This window comes from Kribbella sp. CA-253562 (assembly GCF_050942265.1).
Lineage (GTDB): Bacteria > Actinomycetota > Actinomycetes > Propionibacteriales > Kribbellaceae > Kribbella.
In genome coordinates this window covers 8246518-8271451 of the sequence record NZ_CP192049.1, presented here as the reverse complement: position 1 = coordinate 8271451, position 24934 = coordinate 8246518, and the positions used below count along the sequence as shown (strand labels likewise).

At 69.4% G+C, this 24934-nt stretch carries 22 protein-coding genes; 15 read left to right on the top strand and 7 right to left on the bottom strand.

Going from position 1 to position 24934, the window contains the following annotated elements:
• The first annotated feature begins 133 nt into the window (after positions 1-133).
• Complete coding sequence (gene clpB / locus ACQPXM_RS39410) at positions 134-2710, top strand: ATP-dependent chaperone ClpB (RefSeq protein WP_432943085.1); 2577 nt, start codon at positions 134-136, stop codon at positions 2708-2710.
• Between the two features lie 103 nt (positions 2711-2813).
• On the opposite strand, the gene ACQPXM_RS39405 is transcribed toward clpB, so the two are convergent.
• Complete coding sequence (locus tag ACQPXM_RS39405) at positions 2814-3632, bottom strand: LLM class flavin-dependent oxidoreductase (RefSeq protein ID WP_432943084.1); 819 nt, start codon at positions 3630-3632, stop codon at positions 2814-2816.
• 170 nt (positions 3633-3802) lie between these two features.
• Here ACQPXM_RS39405 and ACQPXM_RS39400 point away from each other — a divergent pair, with 170 nt between their 5' ends.
• Positions 3803-4261 (top strand): hypothetical protein, encoded by a 459-nt coding sequence (locus ACQPXM_RS39400; RefSeq protein WP_432943083.1) that lies wholly within the window; start codon positions 3803-3805, stop codon positions 4259-4261.
• A gap of 170 nt (positions 4262-4431) precedes the next feature.
• Here the strand turns inward: ACQPXM_RS39400 and ACQPXM_RS39395 are convergent, their stop codons facing one another.
• Positions 4432-4836: a PPOX class F420-dependent oxidoreductase gene (locus ACQPXM_RS39395; protein ID WP_432943082.1), complete on the bottom strand. Its 405-nt coding sequence runs from the start codon at positions 4834-4836 to the stop codon at positions 4432-4434.
• Positions 4837-4909: 73 nt separating this feature from the next.
• Here ACQPXM_RS39395 and ACQPXM_RS39390 point away from each other — a divergent pair, with 73 nt between their 5' ends.
• Complete coding sequence (locus tag ACQPXM_RS39390; protein ID WP_432943081.1) at positions 4910-5674, top strand: hypothetical protein; 765 nt, start codon at positions 4910-4912, stop codon at positions 5672-5674.
• Positions 5674-6027, top strand: coding sequence for an ArsC/Spx/MgsR family protein (locus ACQPXM_RS39385; RefSeq protein ID WP_432943080.1), 354 nt, complete (start codon positions 5674-5676; stop codon positions 6025-6027). The genes ACQPXM_RS39390 and ACQPXM_RS39385 overlap by 1 nt, the downstream gene beginning before the upstream one ends.
• A 30-nt stretch (positions 6028-6057) precedes the next feature.
• Here ACQPXM_RS39385 and ACQPXM_RS39380 read toward each other — a convergent pair whose 3' ends face one another.
• Entirely contained in the window at positions 6058-7209 is a 1152-nt protein-coding gene (locus ACQPXM_RS39380) for a pyridoxal phosphate-dependent aminotransferase (RefSeq protein ID WP_432943079.1), read from the bottom strand.
• 114 nt (positions 7210-7323) lie between these two features.
• Here ACQPXM_RS39380 and ACQPXM_RS39375 point away from each other — a divergent pair, with 114 nt between their 5' ends.
• Positions 7324-7710, top strand: coding sequence for a RidA family protein (locus ACQPXM_RS39375; RefSeq protein WP_432943078.1), 387 nt, complete (start codon positions 7324-7326; stop codon positions 7708-7710).
• A gap of 50 nt (positions 7711-7760) precedes the next feature.
• Here the strand turns inward: ACQPXM_RS39375 and ACQPXM_RS39370 are convergent, their stop codons facing one another.
• The gene (locus ACQPXM_RS39370) at positions 7761-9701 is read right to left on the bottom strand and encodes a glycosyl hydrolase family 28-related protein (RefSeq protein ID WP_432951178.1); all 1941 of its coding nucleotides are present in this window, start codon (positions 9699-9701) and stop codon (positions 7761-7763) included.
• 149 nt (positions 9702-9850) lie between these two features.
• Between ACQPXM_RS39370 and ACQPXM_RS39365 the strand changes: the two genes are divergently transcribed.
• Positions 9851-10717, top strand: a complete 867-nt coding sequence (locus tag ACQPXM_RS39365) for an EamA family transporter (protein ID WP_432943077.1) — start codon at positions 9851-9853, stop codon at positions 10715-10717.
• Between the two features lie 372 nt (positions 10718-11089).
• On the opposite strand, the gene ACQPXM_RS39360 is transcribed toward ACQPXM_RS39365, so the two are convergent.
• Positions 11090-11797 carry a FadR/GntR family transcriptional regulator gene (locus ACQPXM_RS39360; protein WP_432943076.1) on the bottom strand — a complete coding sequence of 236 codons (708 nt, stop codon included), beginning with the start codon at positions 11795-11797 and terminating at the stop codon, positions 11090-11092.
• A 190-nt stretch (positions 11798-11987) separates the two neighbouring features.
• Between ACQPXM_RS39360 and ACQPXM_RS39355 the strand changes: the two genes are divergently transcribed.
• From ACQPXM_RS39355 to ACQPXM_RS39330, 6 genes are all read left to right on the top strand, one after another.
• Complete coding sequence (locus tag ACQPXM_RS39355; protein ID WP_432943075.1) at positions 11988-13301, top strand: ABC transporter substrate-binding protein; 1314 nt, start codon at positions 11988-11990, stop codon at positions 13299-13301.
• 4 nt (positions 13302-13305) lie between these two features.
• Complete coding sequence (locus ACQPXM_RS39350) at positions 13306-14280, top strand: carbohydrate ABC transporter permease (protein ID WP_432943074.1); 975 nt, start codon at positions 13306-13308, stop codon at positions 14278-14280.
• The gene (locus tag ACQPXM_RS39345; RefSeq protein WP_077018644.1) at positions 14277-15113 is read left to right on the top strand and encodes a carbohydrate ABC transporter permease; all 837 of its coding nucleotides are present in this window, start codon (positions 14277-14279) and stop codon (positions 15111-15113) included. Before ACQPXM_RS39350 ends, ACQPXM_RS39345 begins: the two co-directional genes overlap by 4 nt.
• Before the next feature lie 36 nt (positions 15114-15149).
• Positions 15150-15917 (top strand): SDR family NAD(P)-dependent oxidoreductase, encoded by a 768-nt coding sequence (locus ACQPXM_RS39340; RefSeq protein ID WP_432943073.1) that lies wholly within the window; start codon positions 15150-15152, stop codon positions 15915-15917.
• Positions 15914-16693 (top strand): endonuclease/exonuclease/phosphatase family protein, encoded by a 780-nt coding sequence (locus ACQPXM_RS39335; RefSeq protein ID WP_432943072.1) that lies wholly within the window; start codon positions 15914-15916, stop codon positions 16691-16693. Before ACQPXM_RS39340 ends, ACQPXM_RS39335 begins: the two co-directional genes overlap by 4 nt.
• Positions 16694-16784: 91 nt before the next feature.
• Entirely contained in the window at positions 16785-17579 is a 795-nt protein-coding gene (locus tag ACQPXM_RS39330) for a hypothetical protein (protein ID WP_432943071.1), read from the top strand.
• Between the two features lie 113 nt (positions 17580-17692).
• On the opposite strand, the gene ACQPXM_RS39325 is transcribed toward ACQPXM_RS39330, so the two are convergent.
• Positions 17693-18553 (bottom strand): SDR family oxidoreductase, encoded by an 861-nt coding sequence (locus ACQPXM_RS39325; protein WP_432943070.1) that lies wholly within the window; start codon positions 18551-18553, stop codon positions 17693-17695.
• Positions 18554-18665: 112 nt separating this feature from the next.
• Between ACQPXM_RS39325 and ACQPXM_RS39320 the strand changes: the two genes are divergently transcribed.
• The 3 genes from ACQPXM_RS39320 to ACQPXM_RS39310 all read left to right on the top strand — a co-directional run bounded on the left by ACQPXM_RS39320 (position 18666) and on the right by ACQPXM_RS39310 (position 23893).
• On the top strand, positions 18666-19031 hold the full coding sequence (locus tag ACQPXM_RS39320; RefSeq protein ID WP_432943069.1) for a winged helix-turn-helix transcriptional regulator: 366 nt from the start codon (positions 18666-18668) through the stop codon (positions 19029-19031).
• 35 nt (positions 19032-19066) lie between these two features.
• On the top strand, positions 19067-21472 hold the full coding sequence (locus ACQPXM_RS39315) for a helix-turn-helix domain-containing protein (protein ID WP_432943068.1): 2406 nt from the start codon (positions 19067-19069) through the stop codon (positions 21470-21472).
• A gap of 105 nt (positions 21473-21577) precedes the next feature.
• Positions 21578-23893, top strand: coding sequence for an NB-ARC domain-containing protein (locus ACQPXM_RS39310; protein WP_432943067.1), 2316 nt, complete (start codon positions 21578-21580; stop codon positions 23891-23893).
• Here the strand turns inward: ACQPXM_RS39310 and ACQPXM_RS39305 are convergent.
• Positions 23882-24787 (bottom strand): LysR family transcriptional regulator, encoded by a 906-nt coding sequence (locus tag ACQPXM_RS39305; RefSeq protein ID WP_432943066.1) that lies wholly within the window; start codon positions 24785-24787, stop codon positions 23882-23884. The two genes, ACQPXM_RS39310 and ACQPXM_RS39305, sit on opposite strands and share 12 nt — an antisense overlap.
• Between the last annotated feature and the right edge of the window lie 147 nt (positions 24788-24934).

Sequence of the window (24934 nt, the reverse complement as noted above, 5' to 3'; positions counted from 1 at the left end):
TGTCGAGCACTGCCGATCGGGGACAACCCTGGGTTGACCCGGGAGAATTCGCAAGGTTGAGTGGAATGGACTCAACTTTAGGTACGTTGTCTCTAGAGACTGCTGTTGACAGAGCTTGAAAGGCTGGAACCAGATGGACGTTCAGCGGTTGACGACGCTGGCCCGGGACACCCTGTCGGTCGCGATCCGTCAGACCTCCGCGGCGGGCAACCCGACCGTGGAACCGATTCACCTGTTGTCGGGGCTGCTCGCGCAGCCCGAGGGGACCACCGTGGGGCTGCTGGAGGCGGCCGGCGGGGACGTCGACGCCGTCCGGCGGCGGACCGCGGAACAGCTCGCCCGGCTGCCGAAGGCCAGCGGGGGCAGCGTGCAGGCTCCGAGCCTGTCGCAGAAGACCAGCGACGTGCTGAACCAGGCGGAGCAGCGCGCGCTCGGGCTCGGCGACGAGTACGTCTCGACCGAGCACCTGCTGATCGCGCTGGCCACCGTCGAGGGCGTGGCGAAGACCGCGCTCGGCGTGACGGCCGACGCGTTGCTGCAGGCGTTCGACCAGATGCGCGGCAACCGGCGGATCACCTCGCCGGAGGCCGAGGGGACCACCAAGTCCCTGGAGAAGTACGGCATCGACCTGACCGAGCGGGCCCGCGAGGGCAAGCTCGACCCGGTGATCGGGCGCGACTCCGAGATCCGGCGCGTGGTCCAGGTGCTGTCGCGGCGGACCAAGAACAACCCGGTCCTGATCGGTGAGCCCGGCGTCGGCAAGACCGCCGTCGTCGAAGGTCTCGCCCAGCGGATCGTGGCCGGCGACGTACCGGAGTCCCTGCGCGGGCGGCGGCTGATCAGCCTCGACCTGGGCGCGATGGTGGCCGGCGCGAAGTACCGCGGCGAGTTCGAGGAGCGGCTGAAGGCCGTGCTGACCGAGATCAAGGAGTCCAACGGTCAGGTCATCACGTTCATCGACGAGCTGCACACGGTCGTCGGCGCGGGCGCGTCCGGCGAGGGCGCGATGGACGCCGGCAACATGCTGAAGCCGATGCTGGCCCGCGGTGAGCTGCGGATGATCGGCGCGACCACGCTGGACGAGTACCGGACCCGGATCGAGAAGGACCCGGCGCTGGAGCGGCGGTTCCAGCAGGTCTTCGTCGGCGAGCCGAGCGTCGAGGACTCGATCGCGATCCTGCGCGGCCTGAAGGAGCGCTACGAGGCGCACCACAAGGTGGCCATCTCCGACAGCGCGCTGGTCGCGGCGGCGACCCTGTCGAACCGGTACATCTCCGGCCGTCAGCTGCCCGACAAGGCGATCGACCTGGTCGACGAGGCGGCGTCCCGGCTGCGGATGGAGATCGACTCCTCTCCGGTCGAGATCGACTCGCTGCGGCGTACGGTCGACCGGCTCAAGATGGAGGAGTTGGCGCTGTCCCGCGAGGAGGACGCCTCCAGCCAGGAGCGGCTCGAGCGGCTGCGCGCCGACCTCGCCGACCGCGAGGAGGAGCTGCGCGCGCTGGAGGCCCGCTGGGAGCGGGAGAAGTCCGGCCTGAACCGGGTCGGTGAGATCAAGGAGCGGATCGACGAGCTGCGCGGCCAGGCCGAACGGGCCCAGCGCGACGGCGACCTGGAGACCGCCGCCCGGATCCTGTACGGCGAGATCCCCGAGCTGACCAAGGAGCTCGAGGAGGCCGCCGCCGAGCCCGAGGTCACCGACGGCCCGGACGCGATGGTCAACGAGGAGGTCGGCCCGACCGAGATCGCCGAGGTGATCGCGATGTGGACCGGCATCCCGACCGGCCGGCTGCTCGAGGGCGAGACCGGCAAGCTGCTCCGGATGGAGGACGAGCTCGGACGCCGGCTGATCGGCCAGCGCGAGGCGGTCAAGGCCGTCAGCGACGCCGTACGGCGGGCGCGGGCGGGCATCTCCGACCCGGACCGGCCGACCGGTTCGTTCCTGTTCCTCGGCCCGACCGGTGTCGGCAAGACCGAGCTGGCCAAGGCGCTGGCGGACTTCCTGTTCGACGACGAGCGGGCGATGGTCCGGATCGACATGTCGGAGTACGGCGAGAAGCACAGCGTCTCGCGGCTCGTCGGTGCCCCGCCCGGCTACGTCGGCTACGAGGAGGGTGGCCAGCTGACCGAAGCGGTCCGCCGCCGTCCGTACTCGGTGATCCTGCTGGACGAGGTGGAGAAGGCGCATCCCGAGGTCTTCGACATCCTGCTGCAGGTGCTCGACGACGGGCGGCTGACCGACGGCCAGGGCCGCACGGTCGACTTCCGCAACGTGATCCTGATCCTGACCAGCAACCTCGGATCGGCGTACCTGGCGGACCTGACCATCGACGACCAGGTCAAGCGCGACCAGGTGATGGCCGTGGTGCGGCAGTCGTTCAAGCCGGAGTTCATCAACCGGCTGGACGAGATCGTGCTGTTCGACGCGCTCGGCAGCGAGGAGCTGACCCAGATCGTCGCGCTGCAGATCACCGCACTGCAGAAGCGGCTGGTCGACCGTCGGATCACGCTGGACGTCGGCGAGGACGCGCTCGAGTGGCTGGCGATGACCGGCTACGACCCCGTGTACGGCGCCCGGCCGCTGCGGCGGCTGGTCCAGTCGGCCATCGGCGACGAGCTGGCCCGCGGGCTGCTGTCCGGAACGGTGCGCGACGGTGAGACCGTGCACGTCCACCTGAACGAGGCGAAGGACGCGCTCGAGGTCAGCTGACCCTCTCAGCTGCCCGGGATTCCCTGTGGATCCCGGGCAGCTGCTGTTCCTGAGGCGGACGACGTACGGTGCCGGCTTCAGGCGCGTGCTCGGCATGTGCCGGCTACTGTCCGGCCAGCTTGGCCACGACCGGGGCGAGGGTGTCGGCGAAGTCGGCGCCGATGACGAAGGAGGAGAAACCGATCTCCTCCCGTCGGCGCTGGATCTCTTCGGCAGCCGCGGCCGGATCAGTTGGAAGCATGATCAGCGAGTCGGCCGCGCGAAGTGCGGCGGTGTCGAGATTGGGCGCAGCCATGAACGCAGCGACGCCGTCACCGACGACAGAGACATGCAGGACGAGTTCGATGTCGCGGCGGGCGGCGAAGTCCCGGATCCGGTGCGTGGCTTGCACTCGGTCCTCGTCCGGTGAGAGGACGAACGTGGCCGCGTCGGCGACTTCGAGCGCGAGCGCTTGCGACTTCGGTCCGCTCACGGCCATCACGACCGGCGTGTGCAGATCGGGGCCGTCGAACGCCCGGAGGGAGTCCACCGTCTCGCGCATCCTCGCGCGACGGTCGGCGAGGGAGACGGCAGGCAGTCCCAGTTCGACCTCGATCCCGGGGCGACCGGCGCCGATGCCCATGTCGAACCGGCCTTCTGTCAGTATCGACAGTGAGTGGGCTTCCCAGGCCGTGGCCCATGGTTGGTGCAGCGCGGCGGCGTAGACCCACGAACCGACCCGCAGGTCAGTGATCGCGGCCGCGGTCGCCAGGGTAGGGGCAAGTGATGGTTGCCACGTCGGTACGTCGGGCATCAGCAACGTCGAGTAGCCGCTGTCGGCGATGCGGCGTACGCGGTCTCGCCACGTCGGCAGGTCGGACCTGACCGGGGCAACGACCCCGAAGCGGAACGGTCGGGTTGCTCGCTTGGTCTGGACGGGCATGGTCGTTCTCCTTGAGTCCTGGGGCCGGGATTCGGTTGGCCCGGTTTGCCCTGTCCACGAACGGACCAACCGGATTCCGACAACCGGGCGCCGTTCGAGTTGACAGTGATCTGACAGCAGCGATTCCTACGCTGCCTCGAAAGTCCCGTGCTCGACTCGAGGAGCTTCCGATGAATCTGCGTATCACGATGCTGTCGGCAACCACCCTGCTGCTCGCAGCCGGCTTCTTCGGCACCGCGGCCCAGGCGGCGACCGGTCAGCCCGACCGCGTCGACACCGCCCCGGCATCCGCCGCCGCTCCCGTCGACAAACCCTTGTCGCCGACCAACTGGTTCGGCCCCGCGGCCCTCAGTCAGTGTTACACCAGCGGCGTCATGTGTTTCTGGACCAGCCCGAACTACACCTCGCCGAACAACTCGATCCTGGTCGGCCAGCCGATCCGGTCCGGTGACTGCCGGAAGGTCCAGCCGAACGAGAACTACCTCGGCAGCCGTTCCTTCTGGAACAAGACCACCATCACCCAACGCGTCTGGAGCAGCGACCGCTGCACCGGCCAGAACTTCCTGGTCGGCACCAACGGCAAGAACGCCAACGCCCCCTTCATCGTCAACAGCCGCGGCGGCTACTGACGCCCGCGGCACGCGCGCTCGCGCGGGCGGGTCTGGCGCCCGGGCCGTCGCGCCCCACGCCCGCTCAGCCAGCAGACCCGCCGCCTGGCCACGCTCGCAAACCCGGCGCGGATCCCGTCCGGTGCCGCTTGCACCCGTGCTGCCCGGGTTGGTTGACGAAGCACGCTGTTTCAACTGCGGGTGACGACGTGGTGGGGAGTGATGCGGACGACGACCCGCTGGACGTGTGGCGGGAGGTCGGCGTACTCGGCGGCGGCGTCCGGGCCCTCGTACTTGATGGCGAGCGCCTGGGCGAGCGCGCGGTCGGTGTCGGGGGTGATGGTCGCGGTGCCGCGGATCTCGGCGTACCGGAGGGGGTCGGTGGCGTCGATGACGATCAGGCTGGCGCGTGGGTCGGACTCGAGGTTGCGGATTTTGCGCAGGCCCGCGGTGGAGGAGATCAGGACGTCGGTGCCGTCGCGGCCCACCCAGATCGCGGAGGTCTGCGGGCTGCCGTCGGGGTTGACGGTGGCGAGCACGGCGAGGTTGGCGCCGTCGAGCAGCGCGCGGGCCTGATCGGGCAGTTCGGTGGTCATCGGCGCAGTGTAGGTGTGGGCGGGTTGGGTGATCTGGGAGGATCGGGGCAACAAGCGGAGGACACCCACTCAGATGAGCGATCACCCTGGCAGCCCCCAGCCGCACGACCCCGACGACCGCGATCCGTCCGGCCAGCCGCAGGAGCCGCCGACCGAGCGCCCGGCTTCCGGCGGGCCGGTTGGTGGACCTGGTATGCCGCCGGCGGGTGAGCGACCTGGGCCGTATCAAGGGGTGTTCGGTTCGGCCGGGCAGGCGCCGCAGAGCGGTCCGCAGTACGACGTGGGTGCCGGCGCCGAGCGGCCCGGACCGTACGGCGGGGCTTTCGGCCAGCCGCCGGGTGGCTACGGGGCGCCCGGTGGCTTCAACGCGCCCGGTGGCTTCAACGCCCCTGGCGGGGTCAACCAGGGCCAGTCCGGCGGGCCGAACCAGCCCGGCTGGGCGCCGTACGGCTATCAGCCGGCCGCGATGGCGCCGCCGAAGCAGGTGACGATCGCGTCGGTGATCTCGTTCGCGCTGGGTGGGCTGTGTCTGCTGCTCGGGCTGTTCGCGTTGACGTCGGCCGGTGAGCAGATCGCCGAGACGCTGACCGGGGACGCCGGGGCGCGCGGGCTGGTGGCCGCGGTGATCCTGATCTGCGCGGTGGCGTACATCCTGCCGGCCATCTTCGTCCGCAAACGCCGGCCGTGGGCGCGCGTCATGCTGATCGTCGTCGCGGCGTTCGGGATCATGGGCGGCGTCACCGCCCTGCCCGGCAGCCTGCTCGGCCTCGCGCTGCACATCGCTTTGCTGGTGATGATGCTGCAGCAGCCGACCAAACTCTGGTTCACCCACCGCTGATGGAGATCTGGATCAACCCGGCCTGCTCCAAGTGCCGCGCCGCCACCGCGGCGTTCGACGAGGCCGGCCTCGACTACACCGTCCGGCGCTACCTCGACGACCCGCCGACGGCCGAGGAACTCGAGGCAACGCTCGAACGCCTCGACCTCGAGCCCTGGCACATCGTCCGCCTGAACGAGCCGGCCGCCGCCCCACTCAAGTCCGTCCCCAAGGACGCCGAACACCGCGACCAGTGGATCGCCGCGATGGTCGCCGACCCGATCCTCATCCAGCGCCCGATCATCACCGCCGACGACGGCACCACCGCCGCCCGCGACCCGGAGACCTTGTCGCGCTTCCTGCCCGGGCAGTAGCCAGTCGCTTCCTGCCTCCGCCGGACCCGGTCAGAGCTTGGTGAGCCGGTTCAGCGCCTCTTCGAGCACCTCGCGCTGCTTGCAGAAGGCCCAGCGGACCAACGGGCGGCCCGCGTCGACGTTGTCGTAGAAGACCTGGTGCGGGATGGCGACGACGCCGGTCTTCTCCGGGAGCATGCGGCAGAACTCGACGCCGTCGGTGTGGCCGAGGGGCCGGATGTCGGTGGTGACGAAGTACGTGCCCTGGGGGCGATGGACGCCGAAGCCCAGGGACTCCAGGCCGTCGCAGAGCAGGTCGCGGCGGCTCTGGAGGTCGGCGCGCAGGCCGTCGAAGTAGTCGTTGCCTAGGGCAAGCGCTCCGGCGACGGCCGGCTGGAACGGGGCGCCGGAGACGTAGGTGAGGAACTGCTTGGAGGTGTTCACCGCGGTGACGACGTCCGGCGTACCGGTGACCCAGCCGATCTTCCAGCCGGTGACCGAGAAGGTCTTGCCCGCGCTGCCGATCGAGACCGTGCGCTCCGCCATCCCGTCGTACGACGTGAGCGGGCGGTGCTGCAGGCCGTCGTAGATCAGGTGTTCGTAGACCTCGTCGGTGATCACGACCAGGTCGTGCTCGACGGCGAGGGCGGCGATGCCGCGCAGCTCGTCGTCGGTGAGCACGGTGCCGGTCGGGTTGTGCGGTGAATTGATCAGCAGGACCTTGGTCCGCGGCGTGACGGCGGCGCGGAGTTCGTCGAGGTCGAGCCGGAAGTCGGGTGCGCGCAGGGTGACCGGGACGCGGCGTCCGCCGGCCATCGCGATGCAGGCCGCGTAGGAGTCGTAGTACGGCTCGAGGGCGATCACCTCGTCGCCTGGTTCGACGTACGCGAGCAGGGCGGCGGCGATCGCCTCGGTGGCACCGGTCGTGACGAGCACCTGGGTGTCCGGGTCGTACTCGAGCCCGTAGAACCGCCGCTGGTGGTCCACGATCGCCTGCCGGAGCGCCGGGATGCCCCGGCCAGGCGGGTACTGGTTCGCACCGGCCCGGATCGCGGCGATCGCCGCCTCCAGCACGGAGTCGGGCCCGTCGGTGTCCGGGAAGCCCTGGCCGAGGTTCACCGCCCCGGTTCGCACCGCGAGCGCCGACATCTCGGCGAAGATCGTCGTCCCGAGACCGTCCAGCCGCTGAGCATGTGCACGCATGCCCTCGACCCTAACCCCCGCCGACCGCTGCCGCCGGAGACGCCCGTACGCCGGAACAGCGCGCCCTTGATCAAACCGTTCGCCCGTCGGGCCCGCACCGGCGAGGATGGCGCGATGGACGTCGTACCGCACAGCCCGCGCGATGGGATCTACCCGGCCACCGAGGACTACGTGCACGCGATCGAGGTGCGCGGACCGGGCCGGACGTTGTACGTCGCCGGCACGATGGGCCTGGACCCGGCCGGCGTACCGGGCGCGGACCTGGCCCAGCAACTGGAGCTGATCTGGTCCAACCTCCGGCGGATCCTCGCGTCGGCGGAGATGACGGTCGACAACATCGTCCGGATCACCAGCTACCTGCGCTCGGCCGAGTACGCCGAGGCGAACGCCGCCGCCCGGATCCAGGCGCTCGGCGGCCGGGCGGTGCCGACGACGGCGATCGTGGTCCAGACCCTCAGCGAGGACTGGCTGGTCGAGCTCGAGGTCATCGCCGTCGACTGATCGCTTGCCCGCGGGTCCGGGGCGCAGCGCTCGGCTGCGCCCCGGAACCCTCAGTTCCAGGCCGAGGGCGGCGGCGGTGGGACGACCGGCGGGCGGTCCTCGCACCACGTGGCGCCGGACCAGCCGCCGTCGTTGCCGGTCAGGAGGCGGACGTCGAACTCGGGTGGGCCGTTGAAGTGGAACGTGCCGCAGTTGTTGACGAACGGCGCGCCGACGTTGCGGGCGTCGACGTTCTCGAAGGTGGCCCAGCCGCCGACGCGGGCGTTGACGACGTTGGTGCCGGTGCCGTCGACCCTGACATCGCGAACGGCGACGTTGGTGATCGAGTGCTCGTCCTTGACCGGCCAGTCGACCACGAACAGGAACGCGTTGTACGTCGAGTCCAGGAACGAGCTGTCGGTGATCTCGATCCGGCCGTCCAGGTCGGACTGCAGCGCGTAGAGCCAGATCGCGCCGAGGCCGAGGTCCCAGTTGAGGTCGCGGGGTCCGCCGCGGACCGTGGTGTTGCGGGCGAAGGTGAGCGTGCCCTCGAACGGCGTGGAGCCGAAGCGGGAACCGGCGTGCAGGGTGCTGCCCTCGCGGATCGGGTCGGCGACCAGGTTGTCGGTGACCGCGTTGTCGCGGCCGCCGTAGATCGCGATGTTGTTGGCGAGCACCGGCGTCTGCACGGTGTTGTGGTCGTAGACGTTGTGGTGGTTCGCCAGGCCGGCCGGATTGGCCTCCGACCACATCGCCAGGCCGTCGTCGCCGCTGTTGCGGACGAAGTTGTTGGTCGCCCGGACGTTCGAGACGCCCAGGTGCAGGTTCATCCCGTCGGCGATCTGGTCGACGATGATGTTGTCGCGGATCAGCAGTCCGTCCATCGGGCCGTCCAGCCAGATCCCGACCTTGGTGTGGTGCAGGTACAGCCCGCGGATCGACGAGCCGCCGCCGATCGCGCCGCCGATGCCGTTCACCTGGTCGGTGTCGATCCGGTCCCGGACGTCGCTCTCGATCGCGAAGTCGGCCAGGTGGACGTTGGTGCTGCCGCCCTGGTCGGCGTATTTGCCGTAGAAGCCCGGCGCGCTGTGCACGGACTTGTCCGGCGCGGGCTCGGGCAGCGGCAGCACCTTGCCCTTGATGATCGACCACCAGTTGCCGGCGCCCTGGACCGTCACCTTGTCGACGACGATGTGCCGGTTGACCTGGAACGTGCCGGCCGGGATGAAGACCGACCAGCCGAGCTTCTTCGCCGCCGCGATGGTCCGGTCGATCGCCGGCGCGGCGTCCCGCCGTCCGGTGGGATCGGCGCCGAACAGCCGGATGTCGAGCGATCGCGCCGGCTGCCGCTTCGGGGCGGCTACCAGTTCGAAGTCGGCGACGTCGAGCACGTACCAGGACGCCGGGGTGTGGCGCGGGATCTCGAAGCGCACCCGGTCACCGGCCTGGTAGGTCTTGCCGAGCATCAGCCGCTGCTCGTCGTAGAAGTGGTTCGGGCGGAACGGCTTGCTCACCGGGTCCGGTTCGGGCTTCCACCAGCCCGGGTTCGGGTCGACGTCCGGGTCGTTGGAGAACGGGTACATCCCGTACAGCCAGGCGTACTCCGACGTCAGCGTCATGGTCTGCTTGCGCTTGCCGTTGACCGTGACGTCGAGCGGTGCGCGCAGGCCGCCGCCCGACGGCGTGTCCGGGATGCTGTAGCGCAGCGTCAGGGCGTTCGCGGGCCGGGTGAGCGTGAACTCGACGTACTGGCCGCGCTCGGTCAGCCGTACGGCGGTGCGCCCGGAGGCCTCCGCGGGCAAGGTGTACGCCTCGCGGCTCGGGCCGATCCGCTCGCCGTTGGTCCAGGCGTTCTCGGCCTCCTGCTCGACGAACGGCACGGTCGCGCCGCTGCCCTGGACAAGCGCGGGGTCGAGGCCGGCCCGGGTCTCGCGCGGCGCTGGGCGGATGGGTTGAGCGGACGCGGTCAGGGCGGAACCGGACAGCAGCGCGCCGATCACGACGCCGGTCACCGCCAAGCGGCGACGAAACCTTGGGTGGGACAACGGAACCCCCTCGGACGTTGGTGCCCGGACAGTACGGCGCGTGGCGTGGCTCTGCAAGATCTCGACAAGAGAAAGAAATTTCCGGGCAGCATCGATGGATGGGAGACTGTGCGACGGTGAACGCCACAGCCTTGTCCCTCGTGCTCGGTGCCGCCGTCCTGCATGCCGGATGGAACTTCGCCGCCAAGCGGGTCCGGCGGGGTGGCGCCGTTTTCGTGTGGGCCTACTACACGGCGGCGAGTGTGCTGCTCCTGCCCGCTCTGGTAATCGCGCTGGTGCTGTCGGAGCAGCGGCCGACGTGGACGTGGCTGGTCGCGGCGGTTGTCACCGCGGTGCTGCACATCGGGTACGGGATCGTGCTGCAGCGCGGGTACGACGTGGGCGATCTGTCGGTGGTCTACCCGGTCGCTCGCGGGACCGGGCCGTTGCTGGCGGTCGCCTTCGCGGTGCTGCTGCTGGGGGAGCGGCCGGGTGTGCTCGGGCTGATCGGGGCCGGGTTGATCGTCGCCGGTGTGCTCGGGATCGGTAGTGGCTCGCGGCAACCAGTTGCGCGCGGTGGAGTGAAGGCCGGCCTCGTGTACGGCGTGGCGACGGGCGCGCTGATCGCGGCGTACACGTTGTGGGACGCGTTCTCGGTGACGACACTGGCGGTGCCGCCGTTGATCTACTTCGGGGCCGCGTCGGTGTTGCAGAGTCTGCTGCTGTTGCCGCAGGTGGTTTCGCAGCCCGAGCAGCTTCGGCTGCTGTGGAAGGAGAATCGGCGCGAGATCCTCGTTGTCGGGTTGTTGTCGCCGGCCGCGTATCTGATGGTGCTGTACGCGATGCGGCTCGCGCCGGTGAGTCTGGTGGCGCCGGCTCGTGAGGTGAGCATCGTGCTCAGTGGACTCGCTGCTTGGTTGGTGCTCGGTGAGGCGGGAGCGCGGCGGCGGTTGATCGGCAGCGTGGTCGTGCTGGCGGGGATCGTTGCGATCGCCCTCGCCTGACCGCCCGCAGATGCGGCGGGTTCGCAGCGTGGAAGGCGGCCGGGGGCAGTCGCCGTCGACGCGCTCCAGTCACCGAAGCCGCCGCGGGGTCCGCGGAGGGTGGTGATTTGCCAGGTTGACCGATCGAATGAACCGTTGCCCCACCTGATTCCGGGCCCTGAAGGACCATTTGGTGGGTTAACCCGTCAAATGGTGGGTTCGATGGGGGCATGCGGCACTGGGACCCATCAGTGGAGGGGTTAACCCACCAAATGCGGTGGGGCGGATGCGGGAAGTGTGGCGTGGGTGCTGCCTGCGCGTCGGGGGTAGTCGGGTGTGGGGTGGGCTGCGTGCGGGGTTAGTCCGGTGTGGGGGCTGCGTGTGGGGCCGGGATTAGTCCGGAGTGGGAAGCGCGACTTGCGGATCCGGGCGGAGGGCCCGGAGCCAGAGTTCGGTTTGGGCTATGTGGGCTGACGCGGCGGTGGCGGCGGCGGCCGGGTCTCGGTGGGTGATCGCGGACAGGATCGCCCGGTGGCCGAGGTCGCTGGTGCGTTTGATCGCCTCGAAGTCGGCGCCGGGGGCGAAGATGCGGTAGTGGCCGCCGCGGCCGCGGATGACGCCGGTCAGGGCGGTGACGGTGGGGTTGCCGCCGGCCTCGCAGATCGCGCCGTGGAACTCGGCGTCGAGGGCCTGGATCTCGGCCGCGTCCGTGGTCGCCTCCAGGCGGTCCAGGATGTCGCCGAGGCGCTCGGTCAGGGCTGGTTCCTGGCGGGCGGCGGCGGCCGCGGTGGCGTGCGCCTCCAGGATCCGGCGGACCTCGAGCAGCTGCAGCACCCCCTCGAGCGGGATCAGCTCGACCGACAGCGAGAAGCGGCTGATGATCTCGGCCGGGTCGAGCGCCGAGACGTAGGTGCCCGAGCCGTGCCGGGACTCGATCACCCCGAGCGCGGCCAGTGATCTCGTAGCCTCCCGCAACGAACTGCGGGACACCCCGAGGTGGTCGCACAACTCCGGCTCCGGCGGGAACTTCGCCCCCGGGCCGAGCTCGCCCGACGCGATCATCTGGCGCAGGCCGGTCAGGGCGCGATCGGTTGCTGCCACGGTCGCCTCCTCCCGTTCCGGCTGCCGGACGTTCCGGCGTACCGATGTTAAGTCCTCAGACCACTTACGGTCACATCTGCGGCAAGTTCTTGTCCACCCCGCGCGAATGTGGTTAATGTGCGGACAACGGTTGACCAACTCATCTGATGTCCCCCACTCTCCTGGCCCACATCCCCTGAGGAGAAGCGCCATGCGTCACCGCACGATGCTCGCACCCCTGACCGCCGTGTTCGCCGCCGCCACGCTGGCGCTGACCGCGTGCGGTCCCGGCCCGGCCGAGAAGGCCCAGAGCGGGGGTGAGGTCAAGCTCCAGATGGTCGAGAGCCTGACCAACCCGACCCGTACGGCGCTGCTGAAGAAGCTGATCGCCGACTTCGAGAAGGCCAACTCCGGTGTCAAGGTGCAGCTGATCTCGCCACCGACCAACCAGGCCGACCAGAAGATCCAGCAGATGCTGCAGTCCGGCAAGGGTGTCGACGTGCTCGAGGTGCGCGACACCACCGTCGGCCCGTTCTCCACCAACAAGTGGATCTACGACATGGCGCCCGACCTCAAGGACTGGGACGGCCTGCAGGCGCTCACCCCGAACGCCCTGGCGGTCACCCAGCAAGGCGGCAAGTCGTACATGGTCCCGTACGGCTTCTACGGGCTGTCGCTGTTCTACCGCAAGGACCTGGTCCAGCAGGCCGGCTTCACCGGTCCGCCGAAGAGCTGGACCGAGCTGGTCGAGCAGGCCAAGAAGATCAACGACCCGGCGAAGAACAAGTACGGCTACTCGTTCCGCGGCGGGCTCGGCGGCGCCGGCAACGCGATCGCGGTGATCTCCGGCTACGTGATCGACGACATCAACAAGGACAACGCGTTCAAGCTGACCAACGGCAAGACGATCTTCTCCTCGCCGAAGGCCGTCGACGCGCTGAACCTGTACGTCGACCTGTTCAAGAACGCCTCCCCGCCGTCCTCGGTGAGCTGGGGCTACCCGGAGATGGTGCAGGGCTTCACCTCCGGCACGACAGGCTTCCTGCTGCAGGACCCCGAGGTGATCGCCACGGTCCGCGAGTCCAAGACGATCAAGGAGGACCAGTGGGGCACGGCGCCGCTGCCGGTCGGCCCGACCGGCAAGGCCGCGCAGCCGCTGGCCAACGCCGGCTGGGGTGTCGCGCAGGGCAGTGAGCACAAGGCCGAGGCGGTCAAGCTGGTCAAGTTCCTCACCTCCGGCGACGCGGCGATGACGTTCTCGAAGGAGAACAGCCTGGTCCCGATCCTCAAGTCGGCCGCCGACGACCCGTTCTTCAAGGACGGCCCGTGGGCGTCGTACGTCGCGATGAACTCCTCGCCGGAGACCTACGTGGTGGTCACCCAGCCGCGCGGTGTGCCGTGGTCGACCGAGTGGGGCAACAAGGCCGACGCCGACGTGCAGAAGCTGATCACCGGCAAGGCCCAGCCGGCCGAGATCCTGAAGAGCTGGGACGAGTACTGGACGAAGAAGTGGGCCGGGAACTGACCTGATGGCTGTCACCGAAACCAGGCCGGCCGCGAGCTCCCGCCGTACGGCGGGCTCGCGGCCCCCGGCCGGACGACGGCGGCGGTTCAGCGGCCGGACGGCGCTGGTGCTGCTCGCCTTCATGATGCCCGCGATCGTGTTCGTCGGGCTGTTCACCTACTACCCGTTGCTGAACGGCATCCAGATGGCGTTCCGCAACTACAACCTCAACGACCTGTCCGACACCTCGTGGGTCGGGCTGCAGAACTTCCGCACGCTGCTCGGCGACGAGATGTTCCGCGGCACGGTGAAGAACTCGATCGTGTGGGTGGTCGGGTCGCTCGTCCCGCAGTTCCTGATCGGCTTCACGATGGCGCTCTGGCTGCGGCGCAAGTTCCGCTTCCGGGGCGCGTATCAGGCGCTGGTGTTCTTCCCCTGGGCGGTGTCGGGCTTCCTGATCGGCATCCTGTTCCGCTGGATGTTCAACGGCGAGTTCGGCGTGGTCAACGACCTGCTGATGAAGGCGCACCTGATCGACACGCCCGTGCCGTGGCTGGCCGACGCCCGCTACGCGATGGTCGCGGTGATCAGCGCGAATGTCTGGTACGGCGTGACGTTCTTCGCGATCATGATCCTGGCCGCGCTGCAGTCGGTGCCGGACGAGCTCTACGAGGCGTCCGCGATCGACGGCGCCGGCAAGGTCCGCACGCTGTTCAGCATCACGATCCCGTCGATCCGGACCACGCTCGCGCTGACCGTGCTGCTGCGCGTCATTTGGACCTTCAACTCACCCGAGCTGATCTTCGGCATGACCGGTGGTGGTCCCGCCAACGAGACGCACATCGTCACGTCGTACATGATCCAGGTGACCCAGGAAGGCGACTACGGGCGTGCCTCGGCGATGGGCGTGATGGTGGTCTTCGTGCTGTTGCTGTTCGCGATCTTCTACCTGCTCGCGGTCCGGTCCCGGACGCCGCGACGGAAGGCGGTGGCCGGATGATTCTCGACCAGAGCCTGGCCGGCAAGGTCGCGAAGTTCACCGGGCTGGGCATCTGCCTGGTGCTCACGGTGTTCCCGCTGTACTGGATCCTGGTCACGTCGTTCAAGGACCCGGGGTCGATCTTCGCCTACCCGCTGAAGTACTGGCCGTCGGAGTTCTCGCTGGCCAACTACACCGGGCTGTTCGAGCAGTCGAACTTCGGGGTCTTCATCGGCAACAGCCTGATCGTGTCGCTGGTCGCGGCCGCGCTGGCGACGGTGGTGTCGCTGCTGGCGGCGTACGTGCTGGCGCGGTTCGAGTTCGTCTCCAAGGGCGCGGTGATGGGCGCGTTCCTGGTCACCCAGATGATCCCGGGTTTCATCGCGCTCGGCTCGCTGTACATCCTGATGACCAGGCTGTACTTGGTCGACAGCCGGGTCGGGCTGGTGCTGGTGTACGTCGCGGTGTCGATCCCGCTGTGCACGGTGATGCTGCGCGGCTTCTTCGAGAACGTGCCGGCGTCGCTGGAGGAGGCCGCGATGGTCGACGGCTGCTCGCGCTTCTCGGCGCTGTTCCGGGTGCTGGTCCCGGTGATGACGCCCGGCATCGCCGCGTCGTTCATCTTCAACTTCGTGAACTGCTGGAACGAGCTGTTCCTGTCGGTCACGCTGCTGAACTCCGACAGCAACAAGACCGTGCCCGCCGCGCTGAACGGCTTCATCTCCAGCTACAACATCGACTGGGGCTCGATGTCGGCCGCGGCCGTGCTGTCGATCATCCCGACGATGATCCTGTTCGCCGTCGCCAGCCGCTACATCGTCCAGGGGCTGACCGCCGGAGCCGTCAAGGAGTGACAGACTGGGGTCACTCACCGACGGAGGGACAGAGGCGTGGCTACTGCGCTGGTTACGGGACCGACGGCGGGGATCGGGCGGGCCTTCGCGGAGAAGCTGGCGCGCGAGGGCTACGACCTGGTCCTGGTGGCCCGGGACGAGAAGCGGCTGCAGGAGGGGGCCGACGAGATCAGCCGGCTGTACGGCGTGCGGTGCGAGGTGCTCGCCGCTGACCTGACGGACCCCGAGCAGCTGGCGCGGGTCGAGCGGCGGTTCGCCGACGGGCCGATCGAGGTGCTGGTGAACAACGCCGGGTTCGGGCAGAAGAAGCCGTTCTGGGCGAACACGATCGAGCAGGAGGAGCAGCAGCTCGACCTGCTGGTCCGGGTGGTGCTGCGGCTGACCCACGCCGCGGTGCTGCCGATGATCGAGCGCGGGTCCGGCGCGGTGGTGAACGTGTCGTCGGTGGCCGGCTTCATGCCGCGCGGCACCTACAGCGCGCACAAGTCCTGGGTGACGAACTTCTCCGCCGGGCTGGCGATCGAGCTGCACGCCAAGGGCGTCGCGGTGATGGCGTTGTGCCCGGGCTTCGTGCACACCGAGTTCCACCAGCGGATGGGCATGGACAAGACCGTCGTCCCGTCGTTCCTCTGGCTGGATCCGACCGACCTGGTCGAGGCCGCCTGGTCGGACCTGATGCAGGGCAAGGCGATCTCGATCCCGACCTGGCGGTACAAGTTGATCTCGGCCGGTGCGCGGTACGTGCCCCGGACGCTGATCGCCCGCTTCTCGACCCTCGGCCTCGACGGACGCCGCCGCGGTTGAAGGTCCTCACCTGGAACCTGTGGTGGCGCTTCGGCCCGTGGCAGCACCGCGCGGCCGCGATCCTCGCCGTACTGCGGCAGGCAGACGCGGACCTGATCGGCCTGCAGGAGGTCTGGGCCCGCGACGACGAGAACCAGGCCGGCCTGATCGCGGCCGAGCTGGGAATGCACTGGGCCTTCGCGCCGCTGCGCAAGCCGGAGCCGTGGCAGCGTCGCGGCGGAGACCCTTCGGTTGCCGTGGGCAACGCGATCCTGAGCCGGTGGCCGATCGAGGAGTCGGCGGTGCTGGACCTGCCGGGCGCCGAGGGCCGTAATGCGCTGCATGCTTTCACTGGCGGGGTTCCGTTCTTCACCACGCACCTCGAGGCGCCGCTGGACGCCTCGGCGACCCGGTGCGCGCAGGTCCGCGCACTGGCGCAGTTTGTTGCCCAGCGCCCCCATTCGCATCCGCCGGTGGTCACCGGAGACTTCAACGCGGTGCCGGACTCCGACGAGCTCCGGCTGTTCAGCGGGGTCCGGACGGCGCCCGCCGTACCGGGGCTGGTGCTGATCGACGCCTGGGAGTACGCCGACGGCCCTGGCGCGACCTGGGACGCGACCAACCCGTACGTCGCCACGACGTACACCCCGAGTGCCCGCGTCGACTACATCCACGTCGGCCCGCCGGGACCGCACGGGCTGGGCCGCGTGACCGGCGTACGGCGTACCGGTGACGGGCCGGTCGACGGGGTCTGGCCGTCGGACCACGCGGCCGTCCTCGCGGTGATCGGGAACTGAGACACAAAACCGGCGGAAAATCCGGAGCCAACCAAACGCCGCTCGCTAGCGTCCATCTGGTCGAGGCAGTGCCGAGCAGAAGGTGGACGACATGTCCGTGCGGGGATGGAAGTACGCGGCCGGACTGGCTGTCCTGCCGTTGGTGCTGGTGGCATGTGGCAACGACACGCCGGGCTCGGGCAGCTCGGCTCCGCCGACGACCGAATCATCGGGTCCGTCGGCCAGTGTGACGCCGACCGTGGCACCGACGGGAACGCCCTCGGCGGCTCCCAGCGTGACGCCGACCGGCACTCCGACCGGCGTACCGACGCCGACGAAAACCCCGGGAAGACCAGTGGAGACACCGAGCCCCGTCAAGCCGATCCGACTGACCAACTCCATGCTGCTGACCGGCGCCGAAGTGGCCAAGGCCGACCCGAAGCGCGGCTGGGCCGCGACCGGCGGCAGCGCCAGTACGCCGATCTGCGGGCGCGGGTCGACCCGCGGCGACGGGGTGCTCGGCGCGCTCAGCCGCAACTACTCCAACGGGCTGGACGCGTCCGGCGGCCAGTGGCTGACCCGGTACAAGGACGCGAAGGCAGCCGGCGCGGCGTACGAGTCGATCCTGAAGACGATCGCGTCCTGCAAGGCGGCGCGGCCGGCGCCGACGCACGCGCGCAAGATCACCGAGGACCGGGCGGTCGCGCTCGGCGACGCGACCCGGATCGTGCGCTGGTACGACTATCCGCTGCCGTCGGATCCGGGCAGCGAGGACGGCGGTTTCCCGTACGCCGTGACCCGCAAGGGCGCGATCGTGTCGGTGGTGGCGTTTCGGGAGATGGGCAAGGGCATCAAGCCGGCCAACTTCGAGGCGATCGCTCGTTCGGCGGCGGCCCGGCTGGGCTGACCCACAGACCTGGGGGAAGGGGGATCCGCGGGCGGTGCTCGCGGATCCCCCTTTGATTGCTCGGCTTAGCGAGGTCGCTCGGCCAGCGAAGTCGCTCGGCCCGGCGTGGTCGCTCAGCCCAGCGCGGCGCGGATCGAGTCCGCCAGCGGGGTGGTCGGGCGGCCGATCAGGCGGGACAGGTCGCCCGGCGTACCGGCGAGGGCGCCACGGGAGATCGCGTCGTCGACATCCGCCAGGACCTCGGCGAAGCCCTCCGGCACGCCGACCTTGACCAGCAGTGCCAGGTTGTCCTCGTGGCTCAGCGAGGTGTGCACGACCGGCTTCCCGGTCTGCGCCGACAGCTCGGCGGCGAACTCGTCGAACGTCCACGCGACGTCGCCGCTCAGCTCGTACGCCTGCTTGAGGTGGCCCTCGGTGCGCAGTACGACGGCAGCGGCGGCGGCGTAGTCCTCGCGGGTCGCCGTCGCGATCCGGCTGCCCGGCGCGACACCGTTGACCACCGCGCCCCGCTCGACGATGCCGGCCAGGTCGCCGACGAGCATCTCGGAGTACCAGTTGTTGCGCAGGAACGTGTACGGCAGGCCCGAGTCGAGGATCAGCTGCTCGGTCTCGCGGTGCTCCGCGGCCAGCAGGAAGTCCGCCTTCGGTCCGCCGAACACGCCGGTGTAAGCCAGCTGGGCGACGCCCGCCGCCTTCGCCGCGTCGATCACCACCGTGTGCTGCGGCACCCGGCGCCCGGCCTCGCTGGCGGAGATCAGCAGCACCCGGTCGCCGGCGGTGAAGACGTCGTCGAACGACTCGGGCTGGTCGTAGTCCGCGATCGCCACTTGGACACCCTGCTCGGCCAGGTCCGCCGCCTTCTCCTTGCTCCGTGCGACGGCGGTGATGTCCCCGGCCGGGACCCCCGCGGCCAGCAGGTCCTGAACGACCAGCCGGCCGAGTGCTCCGGTCGATCCCGTGACGACGATGCTCATCTGTGTGTTTCCTCCGGTTGAGTTCGTGTAGCACTCACCGTAGCCGGGGTACTAACTGTACGAAAGTACCCACTTTGAAGTAAGGTACTGATCCGAGAGTGAGGAGGCCCCGATGACCACTGTGATGCCCGACGTGAACCGCGTCGGCTGCCCGTCCCGCGTGATCCTGGAACACGTCACCAGCCGCTGGGGCGTCCTGGTCCTGGCCGCCCTGCTCGACCGCTCGTACCGCTTCAGCGAACTGCGCCGCCACATCGAGGGCGTCAGCGAGAAGATGCTCGCCCAGACTCTGCAGGCTTTGGAGCGCGACGGTTTCGTCCACCGGGTCGCGCAGCCGGTGATCCCACCGCGGGTCGACTACTCCCTCACCCCACTCGGCACCGAGGCCGCCACCCACGTCCAGGCGCTGACCCACTGGGTCGAGTCGAAGGTCCCGGACGTCTTCGAGGCGCGCGCCGAGTACGACGCCCGCGGCTGATTGCGGTCCGGTTGCCCGACCCTCAGGATGGGCCGGTGAACCGCCCTGGATTCGGTCAGCTGCTTCGTGGTTATCGCACGAACTCGGGCCTGACGCAGGAACGCCTGGCCGAGCGATCAGGCCTCAGCATCCAGGCCATCAGTGCGCTCGAAAGCGGACGCCGCCGGCGCCCACGCCCGATCACGATCACCCTGCTGGCGGACTCCTTGGGGCTGTCGTCTGAAGATCGGCGTGCGTTCGCCGCCGCTGCCCGGCATCCGGCAGCGGGTGATCCCGGCCGGCAACCCGCACCGAAGGTCGCCGGGAGCATCAACGCGGCGGGCCGGCTTCCTTCACCGCCGGCGGATTTCACCGGGCGCTCCCGGCAGCTCGACGAACTGACGGCGTTGCTCAAGGCACCGTTCCGGGCAGCGCCCGGCATCGTGGTGTCCGCCATCGGCGGCATGGGCGGGGTCGGCAAGACGGCTCTGGCGGTGCAAGCCGCTCACCTCGCGACCGACGTATCGCCGGACGGACAGCTCTACCTCAATCTCGGCGGCGGTACGCGTCCGTTGACGGTCGAGGAAGCACTGGCCGCGCTGCTGCAACTGCTCGGCGTACCCGCGGACGGATCGACACAGGTCGAGACGGCCGCCGCGCGGTACCGCAGCGCCCTGGCCGGTCGGCAGATGCTGATCGTGCTCGACGACGCTGCGAGTGTGGAGCAGGTGACGCCGTTGATGCCGGGAGTCGCCGGCGTCGTCGTTCTCGTCACCAGTCGCCGACGGCTGACCGAGCTGCCGGGAGCGCTTCATCTCGAGCTCGACGTGATGGACGAGACCGAAGCGATTCAGCTGCTCGGGCGGCTGGTCGGCACCGAACGGATCGACCAGGACCCCGACGCCGCCCGCGACGTCGTACGCCGGTGCGGCCTGCTTCCGTTGGCGATCCGCATCGCAGGATCGCAGGTGGATCGGATGGCGGGCGGGCTCCGTGAACTGGCTGATCGGCTGGTCGAGGGTTCTGAGCGGCTGCGAAACCTCGCCGGGTCGTCCGGGGGAGTCGGCCGGAGTATTTCGCTGTCGCTGACCGCTCTCGCGGCAGGGACGTCAACCGATCGAGCAGCGGCGGAAGTGTTTGCGATGCTGTCGGTCTTCGAAGGTGACCGCTTCCCGTTGCGCGCGGCCGCAGCCGTGCTCGGACGTCGCGTCGACGAGACCGAGAACCTGCTCGAACGGCTCGTCGACAGCCACCTGCTGGAGACTCCGGCGCTACATCAGTACCGGATGCACGACCTCGTCCGGGTCGTTGCGGTAGCGGACGCCGAGCGCAGGTTCGACGGCGCGGCTCGGGAGCGACTGCGCCGCCGCGAGACCGACTGCTATCTCGCCATGCTCTGGCGCTTCGACGAGTTGATGGGCGGTCCCGACAAGTACGGATCTAGAGACGAGCATGCCTGGTCAACGGGCGCCGAGGACGTCAGCGACGCCGCAGTCGCCGCCGACTGGCTGGACGCCGAGTTGCCGAACCTGGTGCGGCTCGTCCGTCGGTCGGCGCAGGGTGACAGCGGCGAGCAGGTCCTAGCGGTACGGATGGCTCTGGGCATGCCGAAACTGGCGAGCCGGCTGATGCGCTTCGGCGAGACGCATCAGGCACTCAAACTGGTAGTGGATCTGCCGGTAGAGCTGGATCTCCGCGTGGAGGTCGGCCGCAAGTACCAGCTGGGTTTCTCGTACAGCACTCTCGGCCTGTACCGGGACGCCGTGCCGTGGCGGGAACGCGCGTTGCCGCTCGCGCGGGAGCTCGGCGACCCTTGGGCGCTGGCCGCCGTGCTGATCGATCTCGGGTACAACCTCGGACGATCGGGCCGGGCCGCGGACGGCCTGCCGTACGCCGAAGAAGCGCTCATCGTGACCGAGCATCCACAGGCCGCCAAGCTCAGAGTCGGCGCGCTGGTGGGTCTGGGAGCGCTGGCCGGTTGGCTCGGCGACGTCGAACGGCAGCGGATCGCCTTCGAGGAGGCGATCGCGAGAATGCCGGAGAGATCCAGCCCCGGGGCGGACGTCGTCCACCGGAACCTGATCGGTCACGCACTCACCGAGAGCGGTCAGCACCACGCCGCGGTGGACGTGCTGACGGAGAACCTCGGCAAGGTCCGTGAGCTGGGAACGGAAGTGATCGAGAGCGACACCCTGGAGGTGCTCGGCCTTGCCTGGCTGGCGCTCGGGGAGCATGCGAGGGCCCGGAAGGTCCTGGCGGACGGAGTGAAGATCGCCGTGCGCTACCCCACCGATCACCGGGAAGGACGGCTACGTCATCACTTGGGCCGCGCGTTGACCGGCCTCGGATTGGTCGAAGAGGCTCGCCGTCAGTGGGAGCTCGCGCTGATCCAGTACCAGCTGGTGGCCGACGTACGGGCAGACGAGGTGCGGAGGCTGCTGGCGGGGTCAGCTGAGGTCTAGCGGCCCGATCCGGTGTTTGCGCCGACGTGTCCGTGGCCGCAGGATGGGCCGGTGAACCGCCCTGGATTCGGTCAACTGCTTCGCACATATCGCACCCGCGCCGGCTTGACGCAGGAGCGGCTGGCGGAGCTGGCGGAGGTCAGTGTTCAGGCTGTCAACGCGCTGGAGGGTGGACGGCGGCTGTTTCCTCGGCCTTCGACGGTCACTCAGCTGGCTGAGGCGATGGGACTGGCTGACGACGAGCGGGAGCTTCTCGAGGTAGCAGCTCGGCGGCCGAAGGGCCGGGAGGTCGGTGGCGGCGTACCGCGCCAACTACCACCAGCAATCGGGGATTTCGTCGGGCGGGACGGGCAGCTCGGTGAGCTTGTTGGGCTGCTGCGGTCGCCGCTGGCTGCGGCGCCGGGGATTGTGATCTCGGCGATCGGCGGAATGGCTGGGATCGGGAAGACCACACTGGCGGTTCAGGCCGCTCATCAGGTGCTGGAGGAGTTTCCCGACGGGCAGCTGTATCTCAATCTCCGAGGGGGAGGCGACGAACCGCTTGCCACGGCGGAGGCGCTCGATGCTCTGCTGCAGACGCTCGGTTTGCCGCCGGCCGGTACGGCGGACGACGTACCGACGACTGCGGCGAGGTATCGGACGGCGTTGGCAGGGCGGCGCATCCTCTTGCTGCTGGACGACGTCGCGAGTGTCGAGCAAGTGGCCCCCTTGATGCCCGGCACGGCGGGAGCAGTCGTGGTGCTCACCAGTCGGCAGCCCTTGTCGACCTTGCCCGGGGCGCGGCACCTGGCCCTGGAGGTCCTGTCGGAGCACGAAGCCGTCGCTCTGTTGAGCGAGGTGGTCGGTGCCGCGGCGGTTGAAGCGGATCGAGACATTGCGCTCGAGATCGTGCGCAGGTGCGGCTTCCTGCCGCTCGCGATCCGGATCGCCGGTGGTCGAGCGCGGACGAGCGGGCTGGGCGAGCTTGCGGCCAGATTGGCGAAGGCCGAGGGCCGGCAAGAGGTCCTGACCGGACCGGCAGCGGAGGTGGCCCGCAGCATCAGCCTGTCCCTGGATCACTTGGCGAGCAGCAGTAGTCCCGTCGATGTCAGCGCCGGGAGCGCCTTTCCTGTGCTGGCGCTGCTCGACGGCGACCGGTTTCCGTTGCGCGCTGCAGCCAAGGTGCTCGAAGTGTCACTGGACGATGCCGAGGACCTGCTGGAACGGCTGGTCGACGTACACCTGCTGGAGGCACCCGCGATTCACCAGTACCGGATGCACGACCTGGTGCGGGAGACGGGGCGGACGCTTGCCGCCGCAATGCTGCCTTCGTCGATGATCGCGGACGTGCGTTCGCGGGAGCTGGCCTGCTACCTCTCGACAATCTGGCGCTGGCACGAACTGGTGGGCCGGGACGAGAAATACGGCTCGAGAACCGGCGTCCCATGGTCAGCAGGGGCAGAAGATCTGGAGGACGTCGGCCGGGTCGAAAGCTGGCTGGAGAGCGAGTTGCCCAACCTGCTGAGGTTGGTGCGCGTCGCGGCAGCAGGCGATTCCGATGACAGGCTCGTGGCCGTCCGGCTGGCTCTTGGAATGCCGGTGCTCGCGGTGGCTCTGATGAGATTCACCGAAGCAAGGGCGGCCGTAGCGATCGCGACGGAGGTTCCGGATGACTTGCCGCTGGACCTGGAGTTCGGACGGCTCTACTGGGCCGGTGCGATGGCCAGCGCTCTTGGGCTGTACGAGGAGGCGGGGCACTGGCTGCGTCGGGCGTTGCCGGTCGCACGCGCGCTGAACTCCTCGGCTGATATCGCGGCCTGCCTGATCGATCTCGGTTACGGACTGGGGTGCCTCGGCCGGCCGGCCGAGGGCATGCCGTTGTGTGCGGAAGCGCTCGCCATGGTCGTCGACTCCGGCCTGGGCAAGCTGGAAGTCGGCGTCAACGTCACTCTTGGTTCGCTGGCCGGACTGGCCGGTGATCTGGAGTTGCAGCGGTCGGCGTTCGAGCGCGCACTCGCGCTGATGCCCGGTCGTTCTGCGCCCGTACCGCGTGCGATCCACACCAACATGGTCGGACGGTCCTACCGGGACAGCCATCAGTACGACGCCTCTGCTGCGATCCTGCGAGCCAATATCGAGGTGATCCGGGATCTGGGGCAGGACATCCTCCTGGCCGATGCGCACGAGGAGCTGGGCGCGACCTTCCTGGCCGCGGGGAGGTTCACTGAGGCGGAGCAGATCCTGCGTGAAGGGCTGATCCTCGCCGCTCGTCGCCCCACGGAGAACCGGGAAGCGCCGATGCGGACCTTGCTGGGACAGGTGCTGGTCGAGCTGGGCTCTCCTGACGAAGCGTCGGAGCAATGGAGACGAGCGGTCGTGCTGTACGACCGGGTCGCTGATCCCCGGGCCGTCGACGTGCGGAAGTTGCTGTCAGAGGTTTAGCTGAGCGGCGGTCTCGGCCAGGGTTTTGAGGGTGGCGGTGATCAAAGGATGGTCCGCCCGGGCTCGGCGGGTCGCGACCAGCACTCGGCGGGTGGGGGTCGGGAGCGCGAGCGGGCGGATCACCGCGGGGGTGCTGGGCGGGAGCGTCAAGCGAGGGACCAACGACACCCCCGCGCCGGCGGCGGCCAAGGCGGCGACTGAGCGGAAATCGTCAGAAGTGTGCACGACCCGCGGCTGGAAGCCGGCCTGTTCACACGCCAGCAGGACGACATCCCGGATGGGATTGCCGATCGACGTCATGATCCAGTCGTCGGTGGCCAGGGCCGCCAGGTCGACGGAGTCTTTGGTGGCCGACGGGTGAGTCGGCGGCAGGACGGCCACGAACGGTTCGGCGTACAGGGGAGTGAGCACCAGGCGGTCGTCGGCGGGGCGCGGGGAGCCGCGGTGTTCGACGGTGATGGCGAGGTCGACCTCGCCGTCCAGGAGTTGGGTGACCGCCTGGTGGCCTTCGGCGTCCTGGACGACGAGGTGCAGGCCGGGGGTGGACTCGCGCAGGGACGCCAGGGACGGGGCGACCAGGAGGCTGATCGCGGTGGCGAAGGCGGCGATGCGGAGTTCGCCGGTGGCGCCGTCGGCGTACAGGCGCAGGGCGTCCTCGGCGCGTTCGACCTCGGTGAGGATGGTGTCGGCGTGGCTGAGCAGGAGGCGGCCGGCCGATGTGATGGCGACCCGGCGGCCGCGGCGTTCCAGCAGCTCCTGGCCGACCTCGGACTCGAGGGCGGCCAGTTGCTGGGAGACGGCCGATGGGGTGAGGTGCAGGACCTCGGCGGCGGCCGTCACGGTGCCGTGGTCAGCCAGGGCCCGCAGCACCCGCAACCTGCGCACTTCGATCACGGCCCTCAGCTTCGCACACGGCGTGCCGGGCGCGCGGTGAGCGTCGGGTCCAGGGGATCAGGGAGCGCAGCGTACGGCGCGCGGGCCGTTCCTCGTGCGGTACGACGGGAGCGTCGGGCATGGCCGAGTGGGTCTCGCGGTGCACTT